We start from the raw sequence: 19,380 nt of genomic DNA, 5'->3' as shown, positions 1-19,380 counted from the left end.
AAAGAGCCTCCCTTTTTATTTATTTAACAAACTGTGTTTTCTCGAATACATCATATAAACGACGATCCCGGCAGCGATCCAGATGACAAAGGCGAGCCATGTCACGCCCGGCAGGCTGCTTGCGAGATACAGGCATAAGCATGCGCTGATAATCGGCACAACAGGCACGAAAGGAACACGGAAGGAAGATTTGATCTCCGGATGTTTCTTTCTTAAAACGATGACGGCGATCGCAATGACCGTAAAGGCCGCCAAGGTTCCCATGTTGACGAGATGCGCCAAGGTTCCCAGATCAATAAAACCCGCGATCCCGGCGGCAGCGATCCCCGTCACCCATGTGTTTTGAAACGGTGTTTTAAAACGCGGGTGAACCTTGGAAAACATGCGTGGCAAAAGGCCGTCTCTGCTCATCGCAAATGTAAGGCGCACCTGAGCGTAAAGCAGAGCGAGCATGACCGTTGTAATCCCGATAATCGCGCCGACAGAAATAATGCCTGCTATCTTGTTCTGGCCGACAAATTGGAGCGCGAAAGATACCGGATCTCCGACATTCAGCTTGGTGTACGAAAGCATTCCCGTCAGGACGAGCGATACCGTAATATAAAGGATGGTGCAGATGGCGAGCGCGCCGATGATTCCGACCGGCATTGATTTCTGCGGGTTTTTCACTTCTTCCGACGCGTTTGACACGGCATCAAATCCGAGATACGCGAAGAAAACGGTCGCGGCGCTCGTGATGACGCCTTTCATTCCGAACGGCATAAACGGCGACCAGTTTTCCGGTTTCACGTAGCCGAAACCGACAATGATAAATAGCAGAATGATCGCAATTTTCATCAATACAATGACATTGTTAAAGCGGGTGCTTTCTTTCACGCCTCTTGAAACAATCGCGGTAATGACCAAAATAATGATAACGGCCGGCAGGTTGAACACGGCACCCGTTTTGCTGCCGGGTGCGGCGGTCAGCGCCTCCGGAAGATGCAGCCCGAAGCCTGCAAGAAGCGATTGGAAATAGGATGACCAGCCGGTTGCGACGGCGGCAAGCGCGATGACATATTCAAGCATTAAGTCCCATCCGATTAAAAACGCGAGACACTCCCCGAGAGTGACATATGAATACGTATATACGCTGCCTGAAATCGGAATGGAGGAAGAAAATTCCGCATAACAAAACGCGGCGAGCGCGCAGGCAAGACCCGCGAGCACAAACGACAGAATCAAAGCCGGTCCTGCGCCTGTCGCGGCCACAGTCCCGGTAATCACAAAAATCCCCGTTCCGACAACACAGCCGATTCCGAGCAAAACCAAGTCAAAAGCGCTTAACGAGCGGGACAGGCTGGTCTGTTTGCTCTGGGCCTTTAAGTCGGCCAGCGGCTTTTTCCGAAATAGTAAAGACATATGGGTCCTCCTGAAAATTCATAATATTCTTATCATTATATACACTGACGTTTGTATTATATTGTCGAAATTTCTCGCAGTCAATTAAAGAATTTTCCACTTTAAAAGGACAAAGCTAAAAAGCGTCGATGCACGGAAGGAACGGGAATTTTATTGTGAAATAGTTCAATTTTCTCACCTTAAGACCGATACAAAAGATGACTCATCAACTAATTTCAAGTTTCGGTGAAAGGGAGATGTTTACATGTTTCAATATGAAGAACTAAATAAGCAGTTTATCGGCGGCCGATGGAGGGATGGGAGCAGCCGGAACGTATTGGAAAACAGAAATCCTTATACTCAAAAAGTCATCACCTCATTCCAAAAAGCGACGTCTGATGACGTGGATGCGGCATATCGCGCCGCGGCTCTTGCGAAACAAGAATGGGACAAAGTAAACCCTTTTAAAAAGCGGGCCATTTTGGAAAAAGCCGTTTCTTTCATCGAAGAGCACGAAGAAGCGATTATTTACTTAATCATGGAGGAGCTTGGCGGAACACGGCTGAAGGCTGAGTTTGAAATCGGACTTGTCAAAAATATGATAAAAGAAGCCGCAACATTTCCGGTGCGGATGGAAGGGAAAATTCTCCCGTCCACGATTGACGGAAAAGAAAACAGGCTGTACAGAATACCCGCCGGAGTCGTGGGAGTGATCAGCCCGTTTAATTTCCCGTTTTTCCTTTCGATGAAATCTGTTGCGCCGGCACTCGGCGCGGGGAACGGCGTCGTGCTGAAGCCTCATGAAGAAACACCGATCTGCGGCGGAACGCTTATCGCGAAAATTTTTGAAGCGGCCGGCGTACCGGACGGGCTGCTGAATGTTATCGTGACGGATATCGGGGAGATCGGCGACAGCTTTGTTGAGCATCCCGTGCCGCGGATTATCTCATTTACAGGCTCAACCGGAGTGGGCAGCTATATCGGACAGCTTGCGGTCAAACACTTTAAAAAACCGCTGTTGGAGCTTGGCGGAAACAGCGCGCTGATCGTGCTTGAGGATGCTGATCTTGAATACGCCGTCAATGCGGCCGTATTCAGCCGGTTTACGCATCAAGGCCAGATCTGTATGTCGGCGAACCGCGTGCTCGTTCACACATCTGTATATGACAAATTTACAGAGCTTTACGAAGCGAAAGTGTCATCGCTGAAAGTCGGCGATCCGATGGACCCTGATACGGTTATCGGTCCTTTAATCAATGAGAGACAGGCGGAAGGTCTGAGACGGTCTGTCGAAAAAGCGATAGAAGAGGGAGCGGTTCCGGTGCTGTCCGGCCGATTCAGCGGAACGGTCGCTGAGCCCGTCATTTTAAAAGATGTGAAACCTGAGATGAGCATCGCGAAGGAGGAGCTGTTCGGACCGGCCGTCTGCATCATGCCGTTTGAAACGGAGGATGAAGCGGTAAGCATCGCAAACGCGACACCGTTCGGTTTAAGCGGAGCCGTGCATACGGCAAACGTTGAGCGCGGCGTTGAGTTTGCTAAGCGGATCGAAACCGGCATGATTCACGTCAACGATACGACCATTAATGATGAACCGAACGTCGCGTTCGGCGGCGAGAAGCAATCAGGTCTCGGCAGGCTGAACGGCGAATGGAGCCTTGAAGAATTCACCACGCTGAAATGGATTTCGGTTCAGCATGAAAAACGGCAATTCCCATATTAAGAAGGAGTGAAAGAAATGAGTATACAGACGGAGCAGCAAACGCACAGCCTGCTTGACGCTTTTGTCAAAGTTGCGCCTTTTTTAAACAGTCTGATCCAAGATGACATCACCATCGGAATTTATGATACAGAAAAATTAATCGTGAATATTCCGGCTAAAACGTTTTCTCTTAATGTAAAGCCGGGAGACCCGCTGCAAAAAGGGGACATCATTACAGATGCGATCCGCATGAATCAGAAGAAGACAAGCATGGTGCCGAAAGAGCTCTTCGGATTTCCGCTGATCGCCAGAGCGATTCCGCTTCACGATGAAAACGGAAAAGTCATCGGCGGCGTCGGTCTCGGCACGAGCCTTGAAAAATCAGCCAAGCTTCATGATGTCGCTGAAAGCCTGTCCGCCGTCGTGGAACAGACCGCTTCGGCCATCGCGGATATCTCAGAATCCATCAGCGGTTTCTCAGCACAGATGACCGGGATTTCCACTCAGGCGAAACAAGTCAGTGAAAGCGCGGGAGAAATCGCCGACATTTCCGTCACTGTCAAGGGCATCTCGGATCAAAGCAATCTGCTCGGTTTGAATGCGGCCATTGAAGCCGCGAGAGCAGGAGAATCCGGCAAGGGCTTTTCCGTGGTGGCGGATGAGATCCGCAAGCTTGCCACTCATTCAAAAGACAACGTCGGCCAAATTGACCAGATTACGAAAAAAATCCACAGCCTGCTGAAAGGGCTGGAGGACTCTATTGAATCCATCAACCAGAATACAAACGGTCAAGCGGCGGCGGTTGAACAAATTTCTGCCACGATGCAGGAAATTTCGGGAAGCGCCCAGCATTTAGCGAAAATGGCTGAAAACGTACTCGGAGAGTCATAAAAAAAGGGAGCTTACGGGCTCCTTTTTTGTTTTCCCTTTATCAATCGTAAACTGCACTTACACGTTTGATCCGTCATGCTAAAGGGGTACACATACGAATACATCACCAATGATAAAGGAGAGTCTTGTATGTCTGATGCAAATCTGCACAACCCGCTGACGAAATATGATCATGATGAATTTCCAAAACAATATCAAGAACCGCCCGGTTTGCAGAAAGAGATGAAGCCTGTGCCGGACTGCGGTGAAACGAGCTATAAAGGAGCCGGCAAGCTGAAGGGAAGAAAAGCCCTCGTCACCGGCGGCGATTCAGGTATCGGCCGGGCCGCCGCGATTGCTTATGCCCGGGAAGGGGCGGATGTGGCGATTAACTATCTGCCTGAGGAACAGCCGGATGCTGAAGAAGTGAAAGCGTTAATTGAAAAAGAGGGAAGAAAAGCCGTTCTGCTGCCGGGAGATTTAAGCGATGAAGCGTTTTGCGTAGAATTGGCGGAAAAAGCGTATCAAGAGCTTGGCGGTCTTGACACGCTCGCTCTTGTCGCCGGCAAACAGCAGGCAGTGGATGATATCAGCGATCTTGCCACAGAACAAATCTATCAAACATTTGAAGTCAACGTATTCTCGCTGTATTGGCTCGTCAAAGCCGCGCTTCCTTATCTGCCGGAAGGCGCGTCTATTATCACGACAACGTCCGTAGAAGGGTATAATCCAAGCCCGATGCTGTTGGATTATGCCGCGACGAAACATGCCATTATCGGTTTTACCGTCGGCTTAGGAAAACAGCTGGCGAATAAAGGAATCAGAGTCAACTCGGTAGCGCCGGGGCCGATCTGGACGCCTCTGCAGATTTCGGGAGGACAGCCCGGTGAAAACATTCCGAAATTCGGCAAGGAAACACCGGCCGTTCCATTAAAGCGTGCCGGACAGCCGGCGGAGCTAGCAGGAATTTATGTCTTTTTGGCCTCAGAAGAATCGAGCTATGTGACATCCCAAATTTACAGTGTAAGCGGAGGAATTCCGACAGCGTGATCAATAAGGAGCTGCCCTTCATACGGGGGCAGCTCTTTTTTTGATGTTATGTGCCGAGCACGTTTTGATTATACAGGACACTCGGATGTGACGGATGATAGGAGGCGGCTTTGTCGTTATGAATCTTCGCTTTTTCTCTGTCGCCGAGCTGCCAGTGGCAGACGCAGAGCTGCAGATGGGGATACCAGGTGGAATATTCGAGCTGGGTAAAGCCTGCATCACTGCTTTTGGCGGATAGGGCGAGCTCATACCAAAACACGCCCTGCCGGTATTGCCGTTTCTCCGCAAAATAGTCGCCGAGCCTGCAGCAGAACTCCGGTCGCGGACAATCGATCAGAAATGATTTTAAGAGAGACGTCATGGCGGCCTCTTCATGGCCGACCGCCCTGTAGCAATCGGATAGATATTGGCACGTTCTGATCTCGTCTTCGATCCAGCACTGTTTTGTGGAAAGAAAATGGTGATAATACGTGATGGCGCGCTGATACTGGCCGTGATCCTTTAATTCATTCGCGAAGTAAAACAAATCGCGCGGTGTCATCGTTTCACTGTTTTCCGCCATTTTCTCATAAATCTTCAAGTTGCGGTCTGAGGGAGGCGAGTGCTTTTTCGCGGATTTCCGGTGTGTGACGGCAATATCGGTTTCTATGATGTTTCCGTATACTTCAAGATACTCATGCACGGCTCCGATCCAGCGGAACCCTTTTTCACGCTTGACGAGTCGGTTGCGGCGGTATCTGAAGCTGACCTCTCCCCGAGCATCAAAGCCGACGTGATAATACATGGATACCGCATCCACCTCTTTTGAAAGCGACGCCTTCAGCTCAATCAGCTTTTCACGGTCCTTTTCCGTCAGCATATCGTCGGCGTCCAGCCACAGAATATAATCCATTTCCGCTTTCGAAAACACAAAGTTACGGGCGGCCGCAAAGTGATCGATCCATTCAAAATCATAAATCTTATCCGTATAACGGGCCGCGATTTCTTTCGTCCGGTCGGTCGAGCCCGTATCAGCAATCACAATTTCATCCGCAATGTCTTTGACGGAATCAAGACAGCCCGCAAGCACTTCCTCTTCATTTTTCACGATAACGCACAAACTGACGCTGATCATGTCATCACCTCTTCACCTCCAGTGTATAAAAGGAGAGGCGGAAACATTCTTCGGACAAAATGATCTCTTCCAAGAAATTTGTCTGTCCTTTTACTAGTTTTATTCCAGCGCCTGATTTAAAATGAACACATGAACTTACGTGAGGATTGATAGGGACCATGAGCATCATAAAAGCGGAAAACCTTTATAAAACATACGGAGATAAGACATTATTCGACCATATCTCCTTTCATATTGAAGAGAATGAAAGAATCGGTTTAATCGGCCCGAACGGAACGGGGAAGTCTACGCTTCTGAAAACCATTGCCGGCCTTGAATCAACGGAAGAAGGCGAGATTACGGCTTCAGGAAGCGTGCATATTGAGTTTTTGCATCAGGACCCTGAGCTTCCGGCCGGACAAACCGTACTTGAGCATATTTATTCCGGCGGATCAGCCGTCATGAGAACGATGAGAGAATACGAAAAAGCGCTTCAGGCGCTGAATGAAGAACCGGAAAATGACCAGCGCCAGAAACAGCTGCTTGATGCGCAGGCCCGAATGGACGCGAATGATGCGTGGGAGGCGAATACGTTAGCCAAAACGGTTTTAACCAAACTTGGCGTCACCGATCTGATGAAGGATGTCAGCGAGCTGTCCGGCGGCCAGAGAAAGCGCGTCGCGATTGCGAAGAACGTCATCCAGCCGGCTGACCTGCTCATTTTGGATGAACCGACAAACCACTTGGACAATGAAACGATTGAATGGCTGGAAGGCTACTTATCGCAATATCCGGGCGCCGTTATGCTTGTCACGCACGACAGATATTTTCTGAACAGGGTAACGAACAGAATTTACGAGCTTGAGAGAGGCAGCCTTTATACGTATAAAGGAAACTATGAAGTATTCCTGGAAAAACGGGCCGAACGGGAAGCGCTGGCGGAGCAGAAAGAAACAAAACGTCAAAACCTCCTGCGCCGCGAATTGGCGTGGCTCAGAAGAGGGGCGAAAGCGCGCTCGACGAAACAAAAAGCGAGAGTGGACAGAGCGGAGGCGCTCAAAGAGCAAAAAGGGCCGGCAGTATCCGGATCACTCGATTTCGCGATCGGCTCCCACCGTCTCGGAAAACAGGTGATCGAAGCCGATAACGTCTCCGTTACCTATAACGGCCAAGCGCTGATCAGCCAGTTTAATGAGCTTGTCATCCCGGGGGAACGAATCGGCATCATCGGGCCGAACGGAATCGGGAAAACGACACTTTTAAACAGCCTCGCCGGCAGAATTCAGCCTGACAGCGGCAATATCACCATCGGGCAGACGGTCCGGATCGGCTACTACACCCAGGATCACAGCGAAATGAACGGTGATATGAAAGTCATTGAATATATAAAAGAGACGGCTGAAATCGTCAAAACGGCGGAAGGCGATGTCATCACCGCGGAACAAATGCTTGAGCGTTTTCTGTTCCCGCGTCCGATGCAGCAGACATATATCAGAAAGCTGTCGGGCGGGGAAAAGCGCCGTCTGTACTTGCTGAATGTACTGATGCAGGAACCGAATGTGCTGTTTTTAGATGAGCCGACCAATGATCTGGACACGGAAACATTAAGCGTGCTCGAAGATTATATCGAACAGTTCCCAGGCGTCGTCATCACCGTATCCCATGACCGCTATTTCCTTGACCGCGTCATTGACCGCCTGATCGTATTTGAAGGACAAGGTGTCATTTCCCGTTTCCAAGGTTCGTACAGTGAATACATGGAACACGCAAAAGCGAAGAAGACGGCGGTAAAACAGCCGGCCGAAGAGAAAAAGGCGGAAGAAGAGCCGAAGAAAAAGCGCAAAAAGCTTTCATATAAGGATCAGATCGAATGGGACGGCATCGAAGACAAAATCGCCGGCCTTGAAGAAAAGCATCAGCGTCTGGAGGCGGAAATCGCTGAAGCGGGAAGTGATTTCGGAAAGATTCAAGAACTGATGGCCGAACAGGCAAAAACGGCTGAAGAGCTCGAAGCGGCGATGGAGCGCTGGACCGAATTGTCACTGATGATTGAAGAACTTGAGAATTAAGAAAAGCCGGTACGGCCCCCGAGAAGATGGCGGGTCATACCGGCTTTTTTTATCTTACACAGATGTCTCCCGGCGCTTTAAAGACAAACGTTTTGTCCAAGCAAAGTTTATCAGGCGTAAAAAAGTTTACGTTTACGTTAAGGTTCAAATGGTGTATAATAGAAACAGATACGACAAGAGGGGGATTCACCTTGGAATGGATGAAGATTGATCAAGTTGCCAAGCGAAGCGGATTGACAAAACGAACCATTCGTTTTTACGAGGAGATTGGTTTGATTCCTGCTCCTAAACGGACAGAAGGCGGCGTCCGGCTTTACTCTGAAGATGATATGGAGGAGCTCGAAAAAGTAACCAGCACAAAAGAAGTGCTCGGTTTTTCCCTTCAGGAGCTTCAGCAGTTTATGGAGATGAGCCGTCAGCTGGAATTAAACAAAGAGGGGTACTTGTTGTCACTGGATCCGAAGGAACGGAAAGAAAAGCTGGAAGAGATTCAGCACGCTTTGAACCACCAGCTTGAGATGATTGATGAGAAGATCAGCACATTTCAGCATTTTAAAACGCGCCTTAACGGAATGAAAGAAAAAGCTGACCGCGCCATTCAATCAATCGAATGATTTTGCTGTAAACGCTATGGATATAGCGTTTCTTTTAATGGATGAAACAGGAGGTTTGGTCAAATGGATACATCATCACAACAGAAAACAGGCTTATTCAGCCAGCCGAAAGCCGTTTGGGCGGTTGCGTTTGCCTGTGTGATTTCCTTTATGGGAATCGGTCTTGTCGATCCGATTCTTCCGGCGATCGCCGCACAATTACATGCTTCACCTAGTGAAGTATCTCTGTTATTTACAAGTTATTTGCTCGTTACCGGTTTTATGATGTTTTTCTCCGGCGCGATTTCAAGCCGGATCGGCGCAAAATGGACGCTGCTTCTCGGACTTATTTTTATCATCGTGTTTGCCGCTCTCGGCGGAAGCTCAAGTTCAATCGCTCAGCTTGTCGGCTATCGCGGCGGCTGGGGGCTTGGGAATGCTCTCTTTATTTCAACCGCGCTTGCCGTCATTGTCGGGGTATCTGTCGGCGGCAGCGCCAAAGCCATTATTTTGTATGAGGCTGCACTCGGCTTGGGGATTTCCGTCGGGCCGCTTGCAGGCGGAGAGCTTGGCAGCATTTCATGGCGCGCTCCGTTCTTCGGAGTGTCTGTCCTCATGTTCATAGCGCTTTGCGCGATTTCACTCATGCTGCCAAAGCTGCCGAAACCGGCAAAACGCGTCGGTGTGTTTGATGCGATGAAGGCGCTCAAATATAAAGGCCTTTTGACAATGGCAGTATCTGCATTCTTATACAACTTTGGATTTTTTATTTTGCTTGCTTATTCTCCGTTCGTGCTGGATTTAGATGAACACGGCCTTGGATACGTCTTCTTCGGCTGGGGGTTATTGCTGGCAATTACGTCAGTCTTTACGGCGCCGCTCGTGCACAAAGCGCTGGGAACAGTGGGTTCGCTCGTCGTTCTCTTTATCGCCTTTGCGGTCATTCTCATCGTCATGGGGATCTGGACTGACCATCAGACGTTGATCATTACATGTATCGTTGTCGCCGGTGCTGTTCTCGGTATGGTGAATACGATCATGACAACCGCTGTAATGGGTTCTGCGCCGGTTGAACGTTCAATCGCGTCTTCAGCCTACAGCTCAGTCCGTTTTATCGGCGGTGCGCTCGCTCCGTGGATTGCGGGAATGCTGTCAGAACACTTCACTGCAAGCACACCATATACAGTAGGCGGGATCGTCGTTTTTGTCGGCATGCTTGTCCTTCTCATGGGACGCAAACATCTCGCCGGAATAAAAGCCGGACATTAAGAAAAAAAGGAACTTCCGCACAGGCGGGAGTTCCTTTTTGTGTTTACAGCACTTTCGTCGTCCAAGATTCACAATTCCATGTTTCCGTCGCGATATCCATGTAGAACTCGGGTTCGTGGGAAATCAGCAGAATGGAGCCTTTGTATTCTTTCAGCGCGCGTTTCAGCTCTTCTTTCGCATCGACATCCAGGTGGTTTGTCGGTTCGTCAAGCACGAGCAGGTTTGTTTCTGAATTGATCAGCTTGCACAGTCTGACCTTCGCTTTTTCTCCTCCGCTGAGAACGGAGACGCGGCTTTCAATGTGTTTGGTCGTCAGGCCGCATTTGGCGAGGGCGGCGCGGATTTCGTACTGGGTAAAGGAAGGAAATTCGCTCCACACTTCTTCGATGCACGTATTGTTATTGGTTTCTTTCACTTCCTGCTCGAAATAGCCCGTGTATTGATGCTCGCCCCGTTCCACCGTGCCTTCCAGCGGCTGGATTTCACCGAGCAGGCTTTTTAACAGCGTCGTTTTCCCGATGCCGTTTGCGCCGTACAGGGCGACTTTCTGTCCGCGCTCCATTCTGAGATTGAGCGGGCGTGACAGCGGAGTATCGTAGCCGATGACTAAGTCCTTCGTTTCAAAAATGAGCTTGCCTGACGTTCTCGCAGGCTTGAAATGGAATTCCGGTTTCGGTTTTTCAGCCGCCAGTTCGATCATATCCATCTTATCAAGCTTTTTCTGGCGGGACATCGCCATATTTCTCGTGCTGACGCGCGCTTTGTTGCGGGCGACGAAATCTTTCAGCTCAGCCACTTCCTGCTGCTGTTTTTTATAGGCGGCTTCGAGCTGCTGTTTTTTCACTTCGTATACTTCCATGAATTGATGATAATCACCGACATAACGCGTCAGCTCCTGGTTTTCCACATGATAAATCAAATTGATCACGCTGTTTAAAAACGGAATGTCGTGAGAAATTAAGATGAACGCATTTTCATATTCCTGCAAATAGCGTTTCAGCCATTCAATATGCTGTTCATCAAGGTAGTTGGTCGGTTCGTCCAACAGAAGGATTTCCGGCTTTTCCAAAAGCAGTTTGGCGAGCAGTACTTTCGTCCGCTGTCCGCCGCTTAAATCAGTGACGTCGCGGTCAAGTCCGACATCCTGCAGGCCGAGGCCGCGGGCGATTTCTTCAACTTTGCTGTCAATCACATAGAAATCATTATTAGTCAGGGCGTCTTGAATGACACCGACATCTTCAAGCAGCTGCTCAAGCTCATCAGGGTCCGCTTCGCCCATTTTGTTGTAAATCTCATTCATTTCCTCTTCCATTGCAAATAAGTAATGGAACGCATCTTTCAGCACGTCGCGGATCGTTTTTCCTTTTTCAAGCACAGTATGCTGATCGAGGTAGCCGACGCGCACGTTTTTCGCCCATTCAACTTTACCCTCATCAGGCTCAAGCTTTCCGGTAATAATATTCATAAACGTTGATTTACCTTCGCCGTTTGCTCCGATTAAGCCGACGTGCTCCCCTTTTAAAAGACGGAACGATACATTGTTAAAAAGCGCACGGTCACCAAAGCCGTGGCTTAAATCTTTTACGGATAAAATACTCATCATTACACCTCTATCGTTATCAGACACGCTTTATTTATCATGTGTCTTTCTCATTTATGATTATAAAGGAGGAGACCGTTTGTTAAAAGGCTTGGAAGGAAAAAGAAAATTGCGTTTGGCGCTTGCATTTGAGATACTATGGAGTAGATTTTAAGAATTGAGGAGAACGACATGACCCAAACATGGCCATTTTTACAGCATACACAACCATTTATCGCCGAAAACTGGGAGGCGTCAGGTTTTCAGGAGCCGACCGTCATTCAGGAAAAAGCCGCTCAGGTGATTATGGAAGGGAAAGACGTCATCGCCGAATCCCCGACGGGAACGGGAAAAACATTGGCGTACACGCTTCCGGTTCTGGACCGGATCAACCCGGAACAGAAACATCCGCAAGTGATCATTTTAGCACCGTCCCGCGAACTTGTGATGCAGATTTTTCAAGTGATTCAGGAGTGGATAAAAGGCTCTGATCTTCGCGCTTTGTCTTTGATCGGCGGAGCAAACGTGAAAAAGCAGGTGGAAAAGCTCAAAAATAAACCGCATATCATTGCGGGCACACCGGGCAGGGTGCTCGAATTGATTCAGGCGAAAAAGCTGAAAATGCATGAAGTCAAGACGATCGTTCTTGATGAAGCGGATCAGCTCGTGACACAGGAACACCGCGAAACGATGAAAAAAATCATTAAAACGACGCTGAAAGACCGACAGCTTTTAAGCTTTTCCGCTACGCTGCAGCCGGAAACAGAACAGGTGCTGAATACCATCGCACACGAACCGGCCGTTTTGAAAGTGAAGCGGAATACGGCGGAAAAAGCGCGCGTCACGCATCAATATCTCGTCTGCGATCAGCGGGATAAAGTGAAGCTATTACAAAAGCTGTCACGGCTGAACGGCATGCAGGCGCTCGTGTTCGTCAGAGATATCGGAAATTTAAGCGTCTATGCGGAAAAACTCGCCTATCACCACGTGGATCTCGGCATTCTGCATGGAGAAGCGAAAAAAATGGAGCGGGCAAAGATATTATCAGCGTTTGAACGGGGAGAATTTCCGCTGCTTCTGGCCACTGACATTGCGGCGCGCGGACTCGATATCGATGATCTTCCGTACGTCATTCACGCGGACATCCCGAATGAAGACGGGTACATTCACAGATCAGGCCGGACGGGGCGGGCCGGTAAAGAAGGAACCGTACTCAGCCTTGTCACGCCGATGGAAGAATCCAAATTGAAAAAAATGGCCAAATCACTCGGAATTGAGCTGAAAGAGGCCGTTTATTCAGGCGGAAAATTATCTGAGAAATAAGAAACGAAGGGCGGGAAGCCCTTCGTTTTTTTTGTTGTGAAATAATAGAAAAGGTTCAGGCGGGGGCGGGAAGATGGTTTCAATAGACAGATTTCAAATATTGAAGGAACATGAGCTGAAAATACTTGAACACTGGTTTAAGAACGATAATATCAGACGGAGAATGGATGCGATGCTGCCATTAGACGCGTGGTATGCACGATTGAATAAAGATGAAGACGATACTGTCATTATGGCATATGACGGGGAGTGTCCGGCAGGCATGGTCTCTATGGAGTTTGTGGAGGAGCGGGCGTATATCGGATTGATCGTCAATCCTTTGTACCAGCTTCAAGGGTACGGAAAACAAATCTTGCAAAAACTGCTTACTGACCCAGGGTTTACCAGTGTGAGGGAATGGGCGGCAAGCATCGAAAAAGACAATCAAATCAGTTTAGTCTGCTTTCAAGCAGCGGATTCAATTTGGAAGATACGGAGCCTGATGAAGACGGCTTTCTTACTTTGATTCTTCGCGGCTGATCCGAAAAAGGAGAAAAGGAGGGGACAAAGCCCTCCTTTTTTCATCATCATGTTAACTTAGATCACTGACTTTGATGATCTGTTTGCCTTTGTTTTCTCCTTTAAACAGGCCGAGGAACGCGTCAGGAATATTGCTGAATCCTTCCGTAATCGTTTCTTCATAATGAAGCTTTCCGTCCTTAAGCCATTCGGCCAATTGTTTCGCGCCTTCGGAAAAGCGGTCAGCATAATCGCTGACGATGAATCCCTGCATCAGCGCTTTTGTTTTGATCAGCTTCGGCTGGACGCGGGGGCCCATGTCTTCTTCTTCACTTTCGGTATTGTACGATGAGATCGCTCCGCATACCGGAATGCGGGCGAATTCATTCAGCAGGTTGATCACCGCATCTGAAATCGGTCCGCCGACATTGTCAAAATAGACATCGACGCCGTCAGGACATGCCTGTTCCAGCGCTTTTTGAATATCATCCGCCGTTTTGTAATTAATGGCTTCATCAAATTGAAGCTCCTCTTTCAAATACGCGATTTTTTCATCAGATCCGGCGATGCCGACAACCCGCGCGCCTTTGATTTTGGCAATCTGTCCGACTGTTGAGCCGACGGCGCCCGCCGCACCTGAAACGACGACGGTTTCGCCTTTTTTCGGACGGCCGATATCGAGCAGCCCGAAGTAAGCGGTCAGTCCGGTCATCCCTAAAATGCCGAGATACGCCTGGGCGGGTGCGATATCCGTATCCAACTTGCGGAGGGCGGACTCATTGACGGCTGAATATTCCTGCCACGCGAGATTTCCGATCACAACATCTCCTTTTTTCAGCTTATCGCCGTCTGTCAGAACCTCGGCAATCACTCCGCCTGTTATGGCTTCATCTAAAGCGAACGGCTCTACATATGATTTTGTATCCTGCATCCGTCCGCGCATGTACGGATCAACGGACACATAACTCGTTTTCACAAGCACTTCGCCGTCTTTCGGTTCGGGCACGGCAATCGTTTCAAAGCGGAAATCGTCATGGGCGGGAACGCCTTTGGGGCGTCTTGCCAATTGAATTTGCTGCTGATGATTCGGCATACTGAATCCTCCTTCAAGATAAGTGGTTGTTCCAAATGTAACACGAACCATTTCCCGATTACAAAATCAAACCGTCAGCGGTCATAAAAAAAGAAGGGCCCAGGGCCCTTCTTTCCTTATATGCATATTTAATAGAATAACCGGTACACATCGGTGTTTTTCTCATGTTCTAAATATTCATAGGCATTCGTTTTTGAAGAATGAAGCATGTCAGCGGTAACGACGGGCTGAAGCGCGGTCAGATAAGAACCCAGCCTATTTTCAATTTCTTTCGGCAGAACGGATTCGATATCACCGATATTGATAATGATAGAGAAAACGAAATCGATATTAATATGAAAAGTATCTTCAGCAAAGGCCGTAAGCTCTTTTATTCCATCCGGGCAGCGGGTATGCCGGCGGAATACCTGCTTCACTAAATCACTGACAACCCAAGCGTTAAATCGCTGTTCCGGTGAAAAGTAATGAATAGGAACCACCTCCCTGCTTAATCGGCTCATGAAGATTTTTATTTTTCAGATAAAAGTTGCTTTTTCTACTGTAACATGTCCCGCAAGAAAATATCCACCGACAATCTGCCCGTTTTCCCACTGAACTCTCTTTCTTTTGTTTGATCCTTGATTGATCGGGTAAACATCCAATATACAAAACAAAAGGGAGGACTTATCAATGAAACCGGTAGTAAGAGAATATACAAATGATCAAAAACTGATGCAGGACGTAAAAGAGCTTCAGCAATTGGGTGTCGCAAAAGAAGACGTATATGTGCTTTCTCATGATGACGACAGAACGGACCGCCTGGCCGATAATACTGATGTCAATACCATCGGAGCGAAAGAAACGGGCATTAAACACGCGGTCGGCAATATGTTTAATAAAAAAGGCGACGAGCTCCGCAACAAAATTCACGAAATCGGCTTTTCGGAAGAGGAAGCATCGCAATTTGAAAAGCGCTTAGATGAAGGAAAAGTTCTTCTGTTTGTCACGGATAACGAAAAAGTAAAATCATGGGCGTAAGCTGAACAGATCCCAAGGGGTTTTCGGTCCCTTGGGATTTTTTTGCGGTTTCCGCAATAAAACCGAAAGGCACATTCTGTACATTTTCGGTGCTGTTTCTCAACTGATTTGATACAATTCGATTGTAATAAATTGGAACAAAGAATCAGGAGGAGCACAATTCATGAAAAAAATGTTATTTATGCTGGCGGTTTGTTTATGTATGATCCCTGCGGACGTCTATGCCGCTGATCTGGGACGGCAGACGTTAGGAACAAATGACGGCTGGGGAGCCGCTTCCGGCGGGACAACCGGCGGCGCGAAAGCCTCTTCATCGAATGTATACACCGTATCAAACAGACAGCAGCTCGTTTCTGCATTAGGGGGAAGCGCCAACAGCACACCGAAGATTATTTACATACAAGGCACAATCAATATGAATACGGACGACCGCAATAAAACGCTCGGCTTTGATGATTATAAAGATCCGGCATATGATCCGAACGCCTATCTGAAGGCGTACGACCCGGACAAATGGGGAAAAAAAGCGCCGTCAGGCACCCAGGAAGACGCCAGACAGCGATCGCAAAAAAACCAGAAGGCACGGGTCGTGGTTGACATTCCTTCAAATACGACGATCATCGGCTCGGGTTCAAATGCCAAAGTGACAGGCGGGAATTTTAATATTAAGAACGGCGTCGACAATGTCATCATCCGCAACATTGAATTTCAAGACGCTTACGACTATTTTCCGCAATGGGACCCGACGGACGGCAGCAGCGGCAACTGGAACTCGGAATATGACAATATCACCATTAACGGCGCGACGCATATCTGGATCGATCATTGCACCTTTAATGACGGATCGAATCCCGACAGCGGTTTTCCCTACTATTACGGCAGAAAATATCAGCACCATGACGGCCAGACGGATATAGCCAACGGGGCGAATTATATTACATTGTCCTATAATAAATATCATGACCATGATAAAGGCTCCGTCATCGGAAACAGCGACAGCAAGACGTCGGATGAAGGAAAACTGAAGGTGACCCTTCACCATAACTATTACCAGAACATCGTCCAGCGCGCACCGCGGGTCCGGTACGGGCAGGTTCATATTTATAATAATTTTTACGCAGGCTCTAAAAGCGCCGCATACCCGTTCAGCTATGCGTGGGGCGCGGGCCACGCGTCAAAAATATATGCCCAGAATAATGTCTTTGAAGTGCCGGGACTGGCTGCTGATAAAGTCATCAGCGTCTTCAGCGGCGGAAAAGCGCTTCATGAAGACGGCACTCTTTTAAACGGCGCCTCCATCAACGCGTCAGCCGCCAACGGATTAAGTCAGTCCGTCGGCTGGACACCGTCATTGCACGGTTCCATCGGCTCATCATCAAATGTAAAATCAGATGTTATATCTAAAGCCGGGTCGGGTATATTAAAATAATAAACAAGAAGCACAAAGGAAAATATTCCTTTGTGTTTTTTAATTAACAAAAACGTTTATTAACTTAGTTAAGTAGTAAAATGGGATAGGGGATGGAAGACAACAAAATAGGAGGAGACCTGTAATGGCTTCAGAAAAAGACGCAAAAAAACAGCAGGCAGTAAAAATCATTCCTTTGCTTATTACTGTTGCTGTGGGATTAATCATTTGGTTTATTCCCGCGCCGTCCGGACTTGAACCTAAAGCATGGCATTTGTTCGCTATTTTTGTCGCAACAATTATCGGCTTTATCTCCAAGCCCTTGCCAATGGGCGCAATTGCAATTTTTGCATTGGCAGTCACCGCGTTAACGGGAACGCTATCTATTGAAAATACGTTAAGCGGATTTGGAAACAAGACAATCTGGCTGATTGTCATCGCCTTTTTTATTTCCCGGGGATTTATCAAAACCGGGCTCGGCGCCAGGATTTCTTACGTATTCGTACAACGGTTCGGGAAGAAAACACTCGGCCTTTCTTATTCACTGCTTTTCAGTGATTTAATTTTATCACCTGCCATTCCGAGCAATACGGCACGGGCGGGCGGCATTATTTTTCCTATTATCAGATCATTATCCGAAACTTTCGGATCAACGCCGGCAGACGGAACAGAGCGGAAAATCGGCGCTTTCTTATTAAAAACCGGTTTTCAAGGAAACTTGATTACGTCTGCGATGTTTTTGACGGCAATGGCGGCGAACCCGCTGATCGCCAAGCTGGCCCACGATGTCGCAGGGGTGGACATCACATGGACAAGCTGGGCAATCGCGGCCATTGTACCGGGATTGGCGAGCTTAATCATTACGCCGCTCGTCATTTATAAGCTGTATCCGCCGGAAATTAAAGAAACACCGGATGCGGCTAAAATCGCAACGGAAAAATTGAAAGAAATGGGTCCGTTTAAAAAATCCGAACTCTCCATGGTTATCGTCTTTTTATTAGTGCTTGCGCTGTGGATTTTCGGAGGAAGCTTAAATATTGACGCAACGACGACGGCCCTGATCGGATTATCCGTTTTGCTTTTGTCACAGGTATTAACATGGGAGGACATCAAAAAGGAACAAGGTGCATGGGATACGCTGACTTGGTTCGCGGCGCTTGTGATGCTGGCGAATTTCCTGAATGAGCTCGGCATGGTGTCTTGGTTCAGCAATATGATGAAATCTTCTGTTTCCGGTTTTTCATGGATTGTGGCATTTATGATTCTGATTGTCGTGTATTATTACACGCATTACTTCTTTGCGAGCGCAACCGCGCATATCAGCGCCATGTATGCGGCATTTCTCGCCGTCATCGTGGCGGCAGGCGCTCCGCCGCTGTTGGCGGCGCTCAGCCTGGCGTTTTTCAGCAACCTTTTCGGTTCGACGACGCATTACGGCTCGGGAGCGGCTCCGGTCTTTTTCGGAGCGGGTTATATATCGCAAAGCAAATGGTGGTCCATCGGCTTTATCCTGTCAATCGTCCATATTGTGACATGGCTTGTGATCGGCGGATTATGGTGGAAAGTATTAGGGTTATGGTAGAAGAAAAAGGCAGACTCAGGTCTGCCTTTTTTTATTTCTGTAAGGAAGGGGAAGGGCCTGCACATGATGACTCCAGTGCGAATAGAATATGGCCGGGGTGATAATATGAGCAGCGGCCGTAATCAATACATGATATTGAAACAGAAACCTTACAAATATATGAGCAGACATATGAAACGCCGGTATGAACAATTACCATGTGAACATGAAAGGCCGGAAACAGGGACGGAAAAACGGTTTCCGTCTTCAGATGAAAATCGATCTGCCTTGTGCGTACCCGGGCTGCGAGGTCCCGAAGGCAAAAGAGGACCCGCCGGCTCCCGCGGTCCGCAAGGGGAGGCGGGTCCGCCCGGTCCCCCGGGGCCTGAGGGACCGCCGGGAGCGGTTCCTGCGGTAGCTTTTCAAAATACAGCAGACCAAATGATGATTCCGTTAGAAGGAACACCGATAAACGTGTTAAGCGCAGTGATAGCCGCGCCGACAGATCAATTGGTGAAAACGGATGCCGTCATACAAGTAAATGTGGAATTAGATCCGCTCGCGTCTCATTTCTCATTGGTCTTAGCTGTCGATCTGCAAAGAAATGGCGTATCGATACAAACACAGAGACAAGAGCGGAACCTCTTTTCTTCAGGCGGACAAATCATAGGAATTCCTTTTACGTACATCGACGAAATGAAGGCGGATGAAACAGCCGCGTATCAGCTCTATTTATCCGTCCTTTCTTCGAATTACGTAACACAAGTCGCAGCGGCAAACCGCTCCCTCATTGCGACGGGATTCCCCATTCAAGGATCGGACTAAGGTGATGAATAGAAATCACCTTTTTTATTTAGGTTGTCAAAACACAGCCC

16 protein-coding genes and 1 pseudogene are annotated in these 19,380 nt (G+C 48.4%); 12 read left to right on the top strand and 5 right to left on the bottom strand.

Annotated features, from left to right (window positions below; genetic code table 11):
* Positions 1–15 precede the first annotated feature (15 nt).
* The gene (bcaP, locus tag G9F50_RS14550) at positions 16–1,401 is read right to left on the bottom strand and encodes a branched-chain amino acid transporter BcaP (protein WP_060562215.1); all 1,386 of its coding nucleotides are present in this window, start codon (positions 1,399–1,401) and stop codon (positions 16–18) included.
* Positions 1,402–1,645: 244 nt separating this feature from the next.
* Here bcaP and yfmT point away from each other — a divergent pair, with 244 nt between their 5' ends.
* The 3 genes from yfmT to G9F50_RS14535 all read left to right on the top strand — a co-directional run bounded on the left by yfmT (position 1,646) and on the right by G9F50_RS14535 (position 5,002).
* Positions 1,646–3,103, top strand: a complete 1,458-nt coding sequence (yfmT, locus tag G9F50_RS14545; protein ID WP_007408954.1) for a benzaldehyde dehydrogenase — start codon at positions 1,646–1,648, stop codon at positions 3,101–3,103.
* A 15-nt stretch (positions 3,104–3,118) separates the two neighbouring features.
* On the top strand, positions 3,119–3,973 hold the full coding sequence (locus G9F50_RS14540; protein WP_007609984.1) for a methyl-accepting chemotaxis protein: 855 nt from the start codon (positions 3,119–3,121) through the stop codon (positions 3,971–3,973).
* 129 nt (positions 3,974–4,102) lie between these two features.
* Complete coding sequence (locus G9F50_RS14535; protein ID WP_060562216.1) at positions 4,103–5,002, top strand: SDR family oxidoreductase; 900 nt, start codon at positions 4,103–4,105, stop codon at positions 5,000–5,002.
* Positions 5,003–5,048: 46 nt separating this feature from the next.
* On the opposite strand, the gene G9F50_RS14530 is transcribed toward G9F50_RS14535, so the two are convergent.
* Positions 5,049–6,116, bottom strand: coding sequence for a tetratricopeptide repeat-containing glycosyltransferase family 2 protein (locus G9F50_RS14530; RefSeq protein ID WP_060562217.1), 1,068 nt, complete (start codon positions 6,114–6,116; stop codon positions 5,049–5,051).
* Positions 6,117–6,274: 158 nt separating this feature from the next.
* Between G9F50_RS14530 and G9F50_RS14525 the strand changes: the two genes are divergently transcribed.
* The 3 genes from G9F50_RS14525 (at position 6,275) to G9F50_RS14515 (ending at position 10,026) form a co-directional block, all read left to right on the top strand.
* Positions 6,275–8,164: an ABC-F family ATP-binding cassette domain-containing protein gene (locus tag G9F50_RS14525; RefSeq protein ID WP_060562218.1), complete on the top strand. Its 1,890-nt coding sequence runs from the start codon at positions 6,275–6,277 to the stop codon at positions 8,162–8,164.
* 191 nt (positions 8,165–8,355) lie between these two features.
* Positions 8,356–8,778 carry a MerR family transcriptional regulator gene (locus tag G9F50_RS14520; RefSeq protein ID WP_003155658.1) on the top strand — a complete coding sequence of 141 codons (423 nt, stop codon included), beginning with the start codon at positions 8,356–8,358 and terminating at the stop codon, positions 8,776–8,778.
* A gap of 63 nt (positions 8,779–8,841) precedes the next feature.
* Positions 8,842–10,026 (top strand): MFS transporter, encoded by a 1,185-nt coding sequence (locus tag G9F50_RS14515; protein ID WP_007408959.1) that lies wholly within the window; start codon positions 8,842–8,844, stop codon positions 10,024–10,026.
* 43 nt (positions 10,027–10,069) lie between these two features.
* Here the strand turns inward: G9F50_RS14515 and G9F50_RS14510 are convergent, their stop codons facing one another.
* Entirely contained in the window at positions 10,070–11,626 is a 1,557-nt protein-coding gene (locus tag G9F50_RS14510; RefSeq protein ID WP_012117051.1) for an ABC-F family ATP-binding cassette domain-containing protein, read from the bottom strand.
* A gap of 171 nt (positions 11,627–11,797) precedes the next feature.
* Here G9F50_RS14510 and G9F50_RS14505 point away from each other — a divergent pair, with 171 nt between their 5' ends.
* Together G9F50_RS14505 and G9F50_RS14500 are read left to right on the top strand one after the other, a co-directional pair.
* Positions 11,798–12,928 carry a DEAD/DEAH box helicase gene (locus G9F50_RS14505; protein WP_060562219.1) on the top strand — a complete coding sequence of 377 codons (1,131 nt, stop codon included), beginning with the start codon at positions 11,798–11,800 and terminating at the stop codon, positions 12,926–12,928.
* Positions 12,929–13,001: 73 nt separating this feature from the next.
* Positions 13,002–13,447: pseudogene (locus G9F50_RS14500) on the top strand (GNAT family N-acetyltransferase).
* 52 nt (positions 13,448–13,499) lie between these two features.
* Here the strand turns inward: G9F50_RS14500 and G9F50_RS14495 are convergent.
* Both G9F50_RS14495 and G9F50_RS14490 read right to left on the bottom strand, forming a co-directional pair.
* Positions 13,500–14,519 carry an NADP-dependent oxidoreductase gene (locus tag G9F50_RS14495; RefSeq protein WP_015239367.1) on the bottom strand — a complete coding sequence of 340 codons (1,020 nt, stop codon included), beginning with the start codon at positions 14,517–14,519 and terminating at the stop codon, positions 13,500–13,502.
* Positions 14,520–14,647: 128 nt separating this feature from the next.
* Positions 14,648–14,998, bottom strand: a complete 351-nt coding sequence (locus G9F50_RS14490) for a DUF3212 family protein (protein ID WP_007610002.1) — start codon at positions 14,996–14,998, stop codon at positions 14,648–14,650.
* 190 nt (positions 14,999–15,188) lie between these two features.
* On the opposite strand from G9F50_RS14490, the gene G9F50_RS14485 reads away from it, so the two are divergent.
* From G9F50_RS14485 to G9F50_RS14470, 4 genes are all read left to right on the top strand, one after another.
* Positions 15,189–15,536, top strand: a complete 348-nt coding sequence (locus tag G9F50_RS14485) for a YflT domain-containing protein (RefSeq protein WP_003155650.1) — start codon at positions 15,189–15,191, stop codon at positions 15,534–15,536.
* 163 nt (positions 15,537–15,699) lie between these two features.
* Entirely contained in the window at positions 15,700–16,965 is a 1,266-nt protein-coding gene (locus tag G9F50_RS14480; RefSeq protein ID WP_165406579.1) for a pectate lyase, read from the top strand.
* A gap of 124 nt (positions 16,966–17,089) precedes the next feature.
* The gene (locus G9F50_RS14475; RefSeq protein ID WP_007408966.1) at positions 17,090–18,526 is read left to right on the top strand and encodes an anion permease; all 1,437 of its coding nucleotides are present in this window, start codon (positions 17,090–17,092) and stop codon (positions 18,524–18,526) included.
* 105 nt (positions 18,527–18,631) lie between these two features.
* A complete protein-coding gene (locus tag G9F50_RS14470) occupies positions 18,632–19,330 on the top strand; it encodes a hypothetical protein (RefSeq protein ID WP_025284405.1) in 699 nt (232 codons plus the stop codon).
* Positions 19,331–19,380: the final 50 nt, after the last annotated feature.

This window comes from Bacillus sp. EKM206B (assembly GCF_011066015.1).
GTDB lineage: Bacteria > Bacillota > Bacilli > Bacillales > Bacillaceae > Bacillus > Bacillus velezensis.
The sequence above is the reverse complement of the archived record's forward strand: the minus strand, read 5'-3'. Positions and strand labels throughout refer to the sequence as shown.

Bases quoted from the DNA above. Each gene is read 5' to 3' on its own strand.
- bcaP (WP_060562215.1), bottom strand. From the start codon at position 1,401: ATGTCTTTACTATTTCGGAAAAAGCCGCTGGCCGACTTAAAGGCCCAG.
- yfmT (WP_007408954.1), top strand. From the start codon at position 1,646: ATGTTTCAATATGAAGAACTAAATAAGCAGTTTATCGGCGGCCGATGG.
- G9F50_RS14540 (WP_007609984.1), top strand. From the start codon at position 3,119: ATGAGTATACAGACGGAGCAGCAAACGCACAGCCTGCTTGACGCTTTT.
- G9F50_RS14535 (WP_060562216.1), top strand. From the start codon at position 4,103: ATGTCTGATGCAAATCTGCACAACCCGCTGACGAAATATGATCATGAT.
- G9F50_RS14530 (WP_060562217.1), bottom strand. From the start codon at position 6,116: ATGATCAGCGTCAGTTTGTGCGTTATCGTGAAAAATGAAGAGGAAGTG.
- G9F50_RS14525 (WP_060562218.1), top strand. From the start codon at position 6,275: ATGAGCATCATAAAAGCGGAAAACCTTTATAAAACATACGGAGATAAG.
- G9F50_RS14515 (WP_007408959.1), top strand. From the start codon at position 8,842: ATGGATACATCATCACAACAGAAAACAGGCTTATTCAGCCAGCCGAAA.
- G9F50_RS14510 (WP_012117051.1), bottom strand. From the start codon at position 11,626: ATGAGTATTTTATCCGTAAAAGATTTAAGCCACGGCTTTGGTGACCGT.
- G9F50_RS14505 (WP_060562219.1), top strand. From the start codon at position 11,798: ATGACCCAAACATGGCCATTTTTACAGCATACACAACCATTTATCGCC.
- G9F50_RS14495 (WP_015239367.1), bottom strand. From the start codon at position 14,519: ATGCCGAATCATCAGCAGCAAATTCAATTGGCAAGACGCCCCAAAGGC.
- G9F50_RS14485 (WP_003155650.1), top strand. From the start codon at position 15,189: ATGAAACCGGTAGTAAGAGAATATACAAATGATCAAAAACTGATGCAG.
- G9F50_RS14480 (WP_165406579.1), top strand. From the start codon at position 15,700: ATGAAAAAAATGTTATTTATGCTGGCGGTTTGTTTATGTATGATCCCT.
- G9F50_RS14475 (WP_007408966.1), top strand. From the start codon at position 17,090: ATGGCTTCAGAAAAAGACGCAAAAAAACAGCAGGCAGTAAAAATCATT.
- G9F50_RS14470 (WP_025284405.1), top strand. From the start codon at position 18,632: ATGAGCAGCGGCCGTAATCAATACATGATATTGAAACAGAAACCTTAC.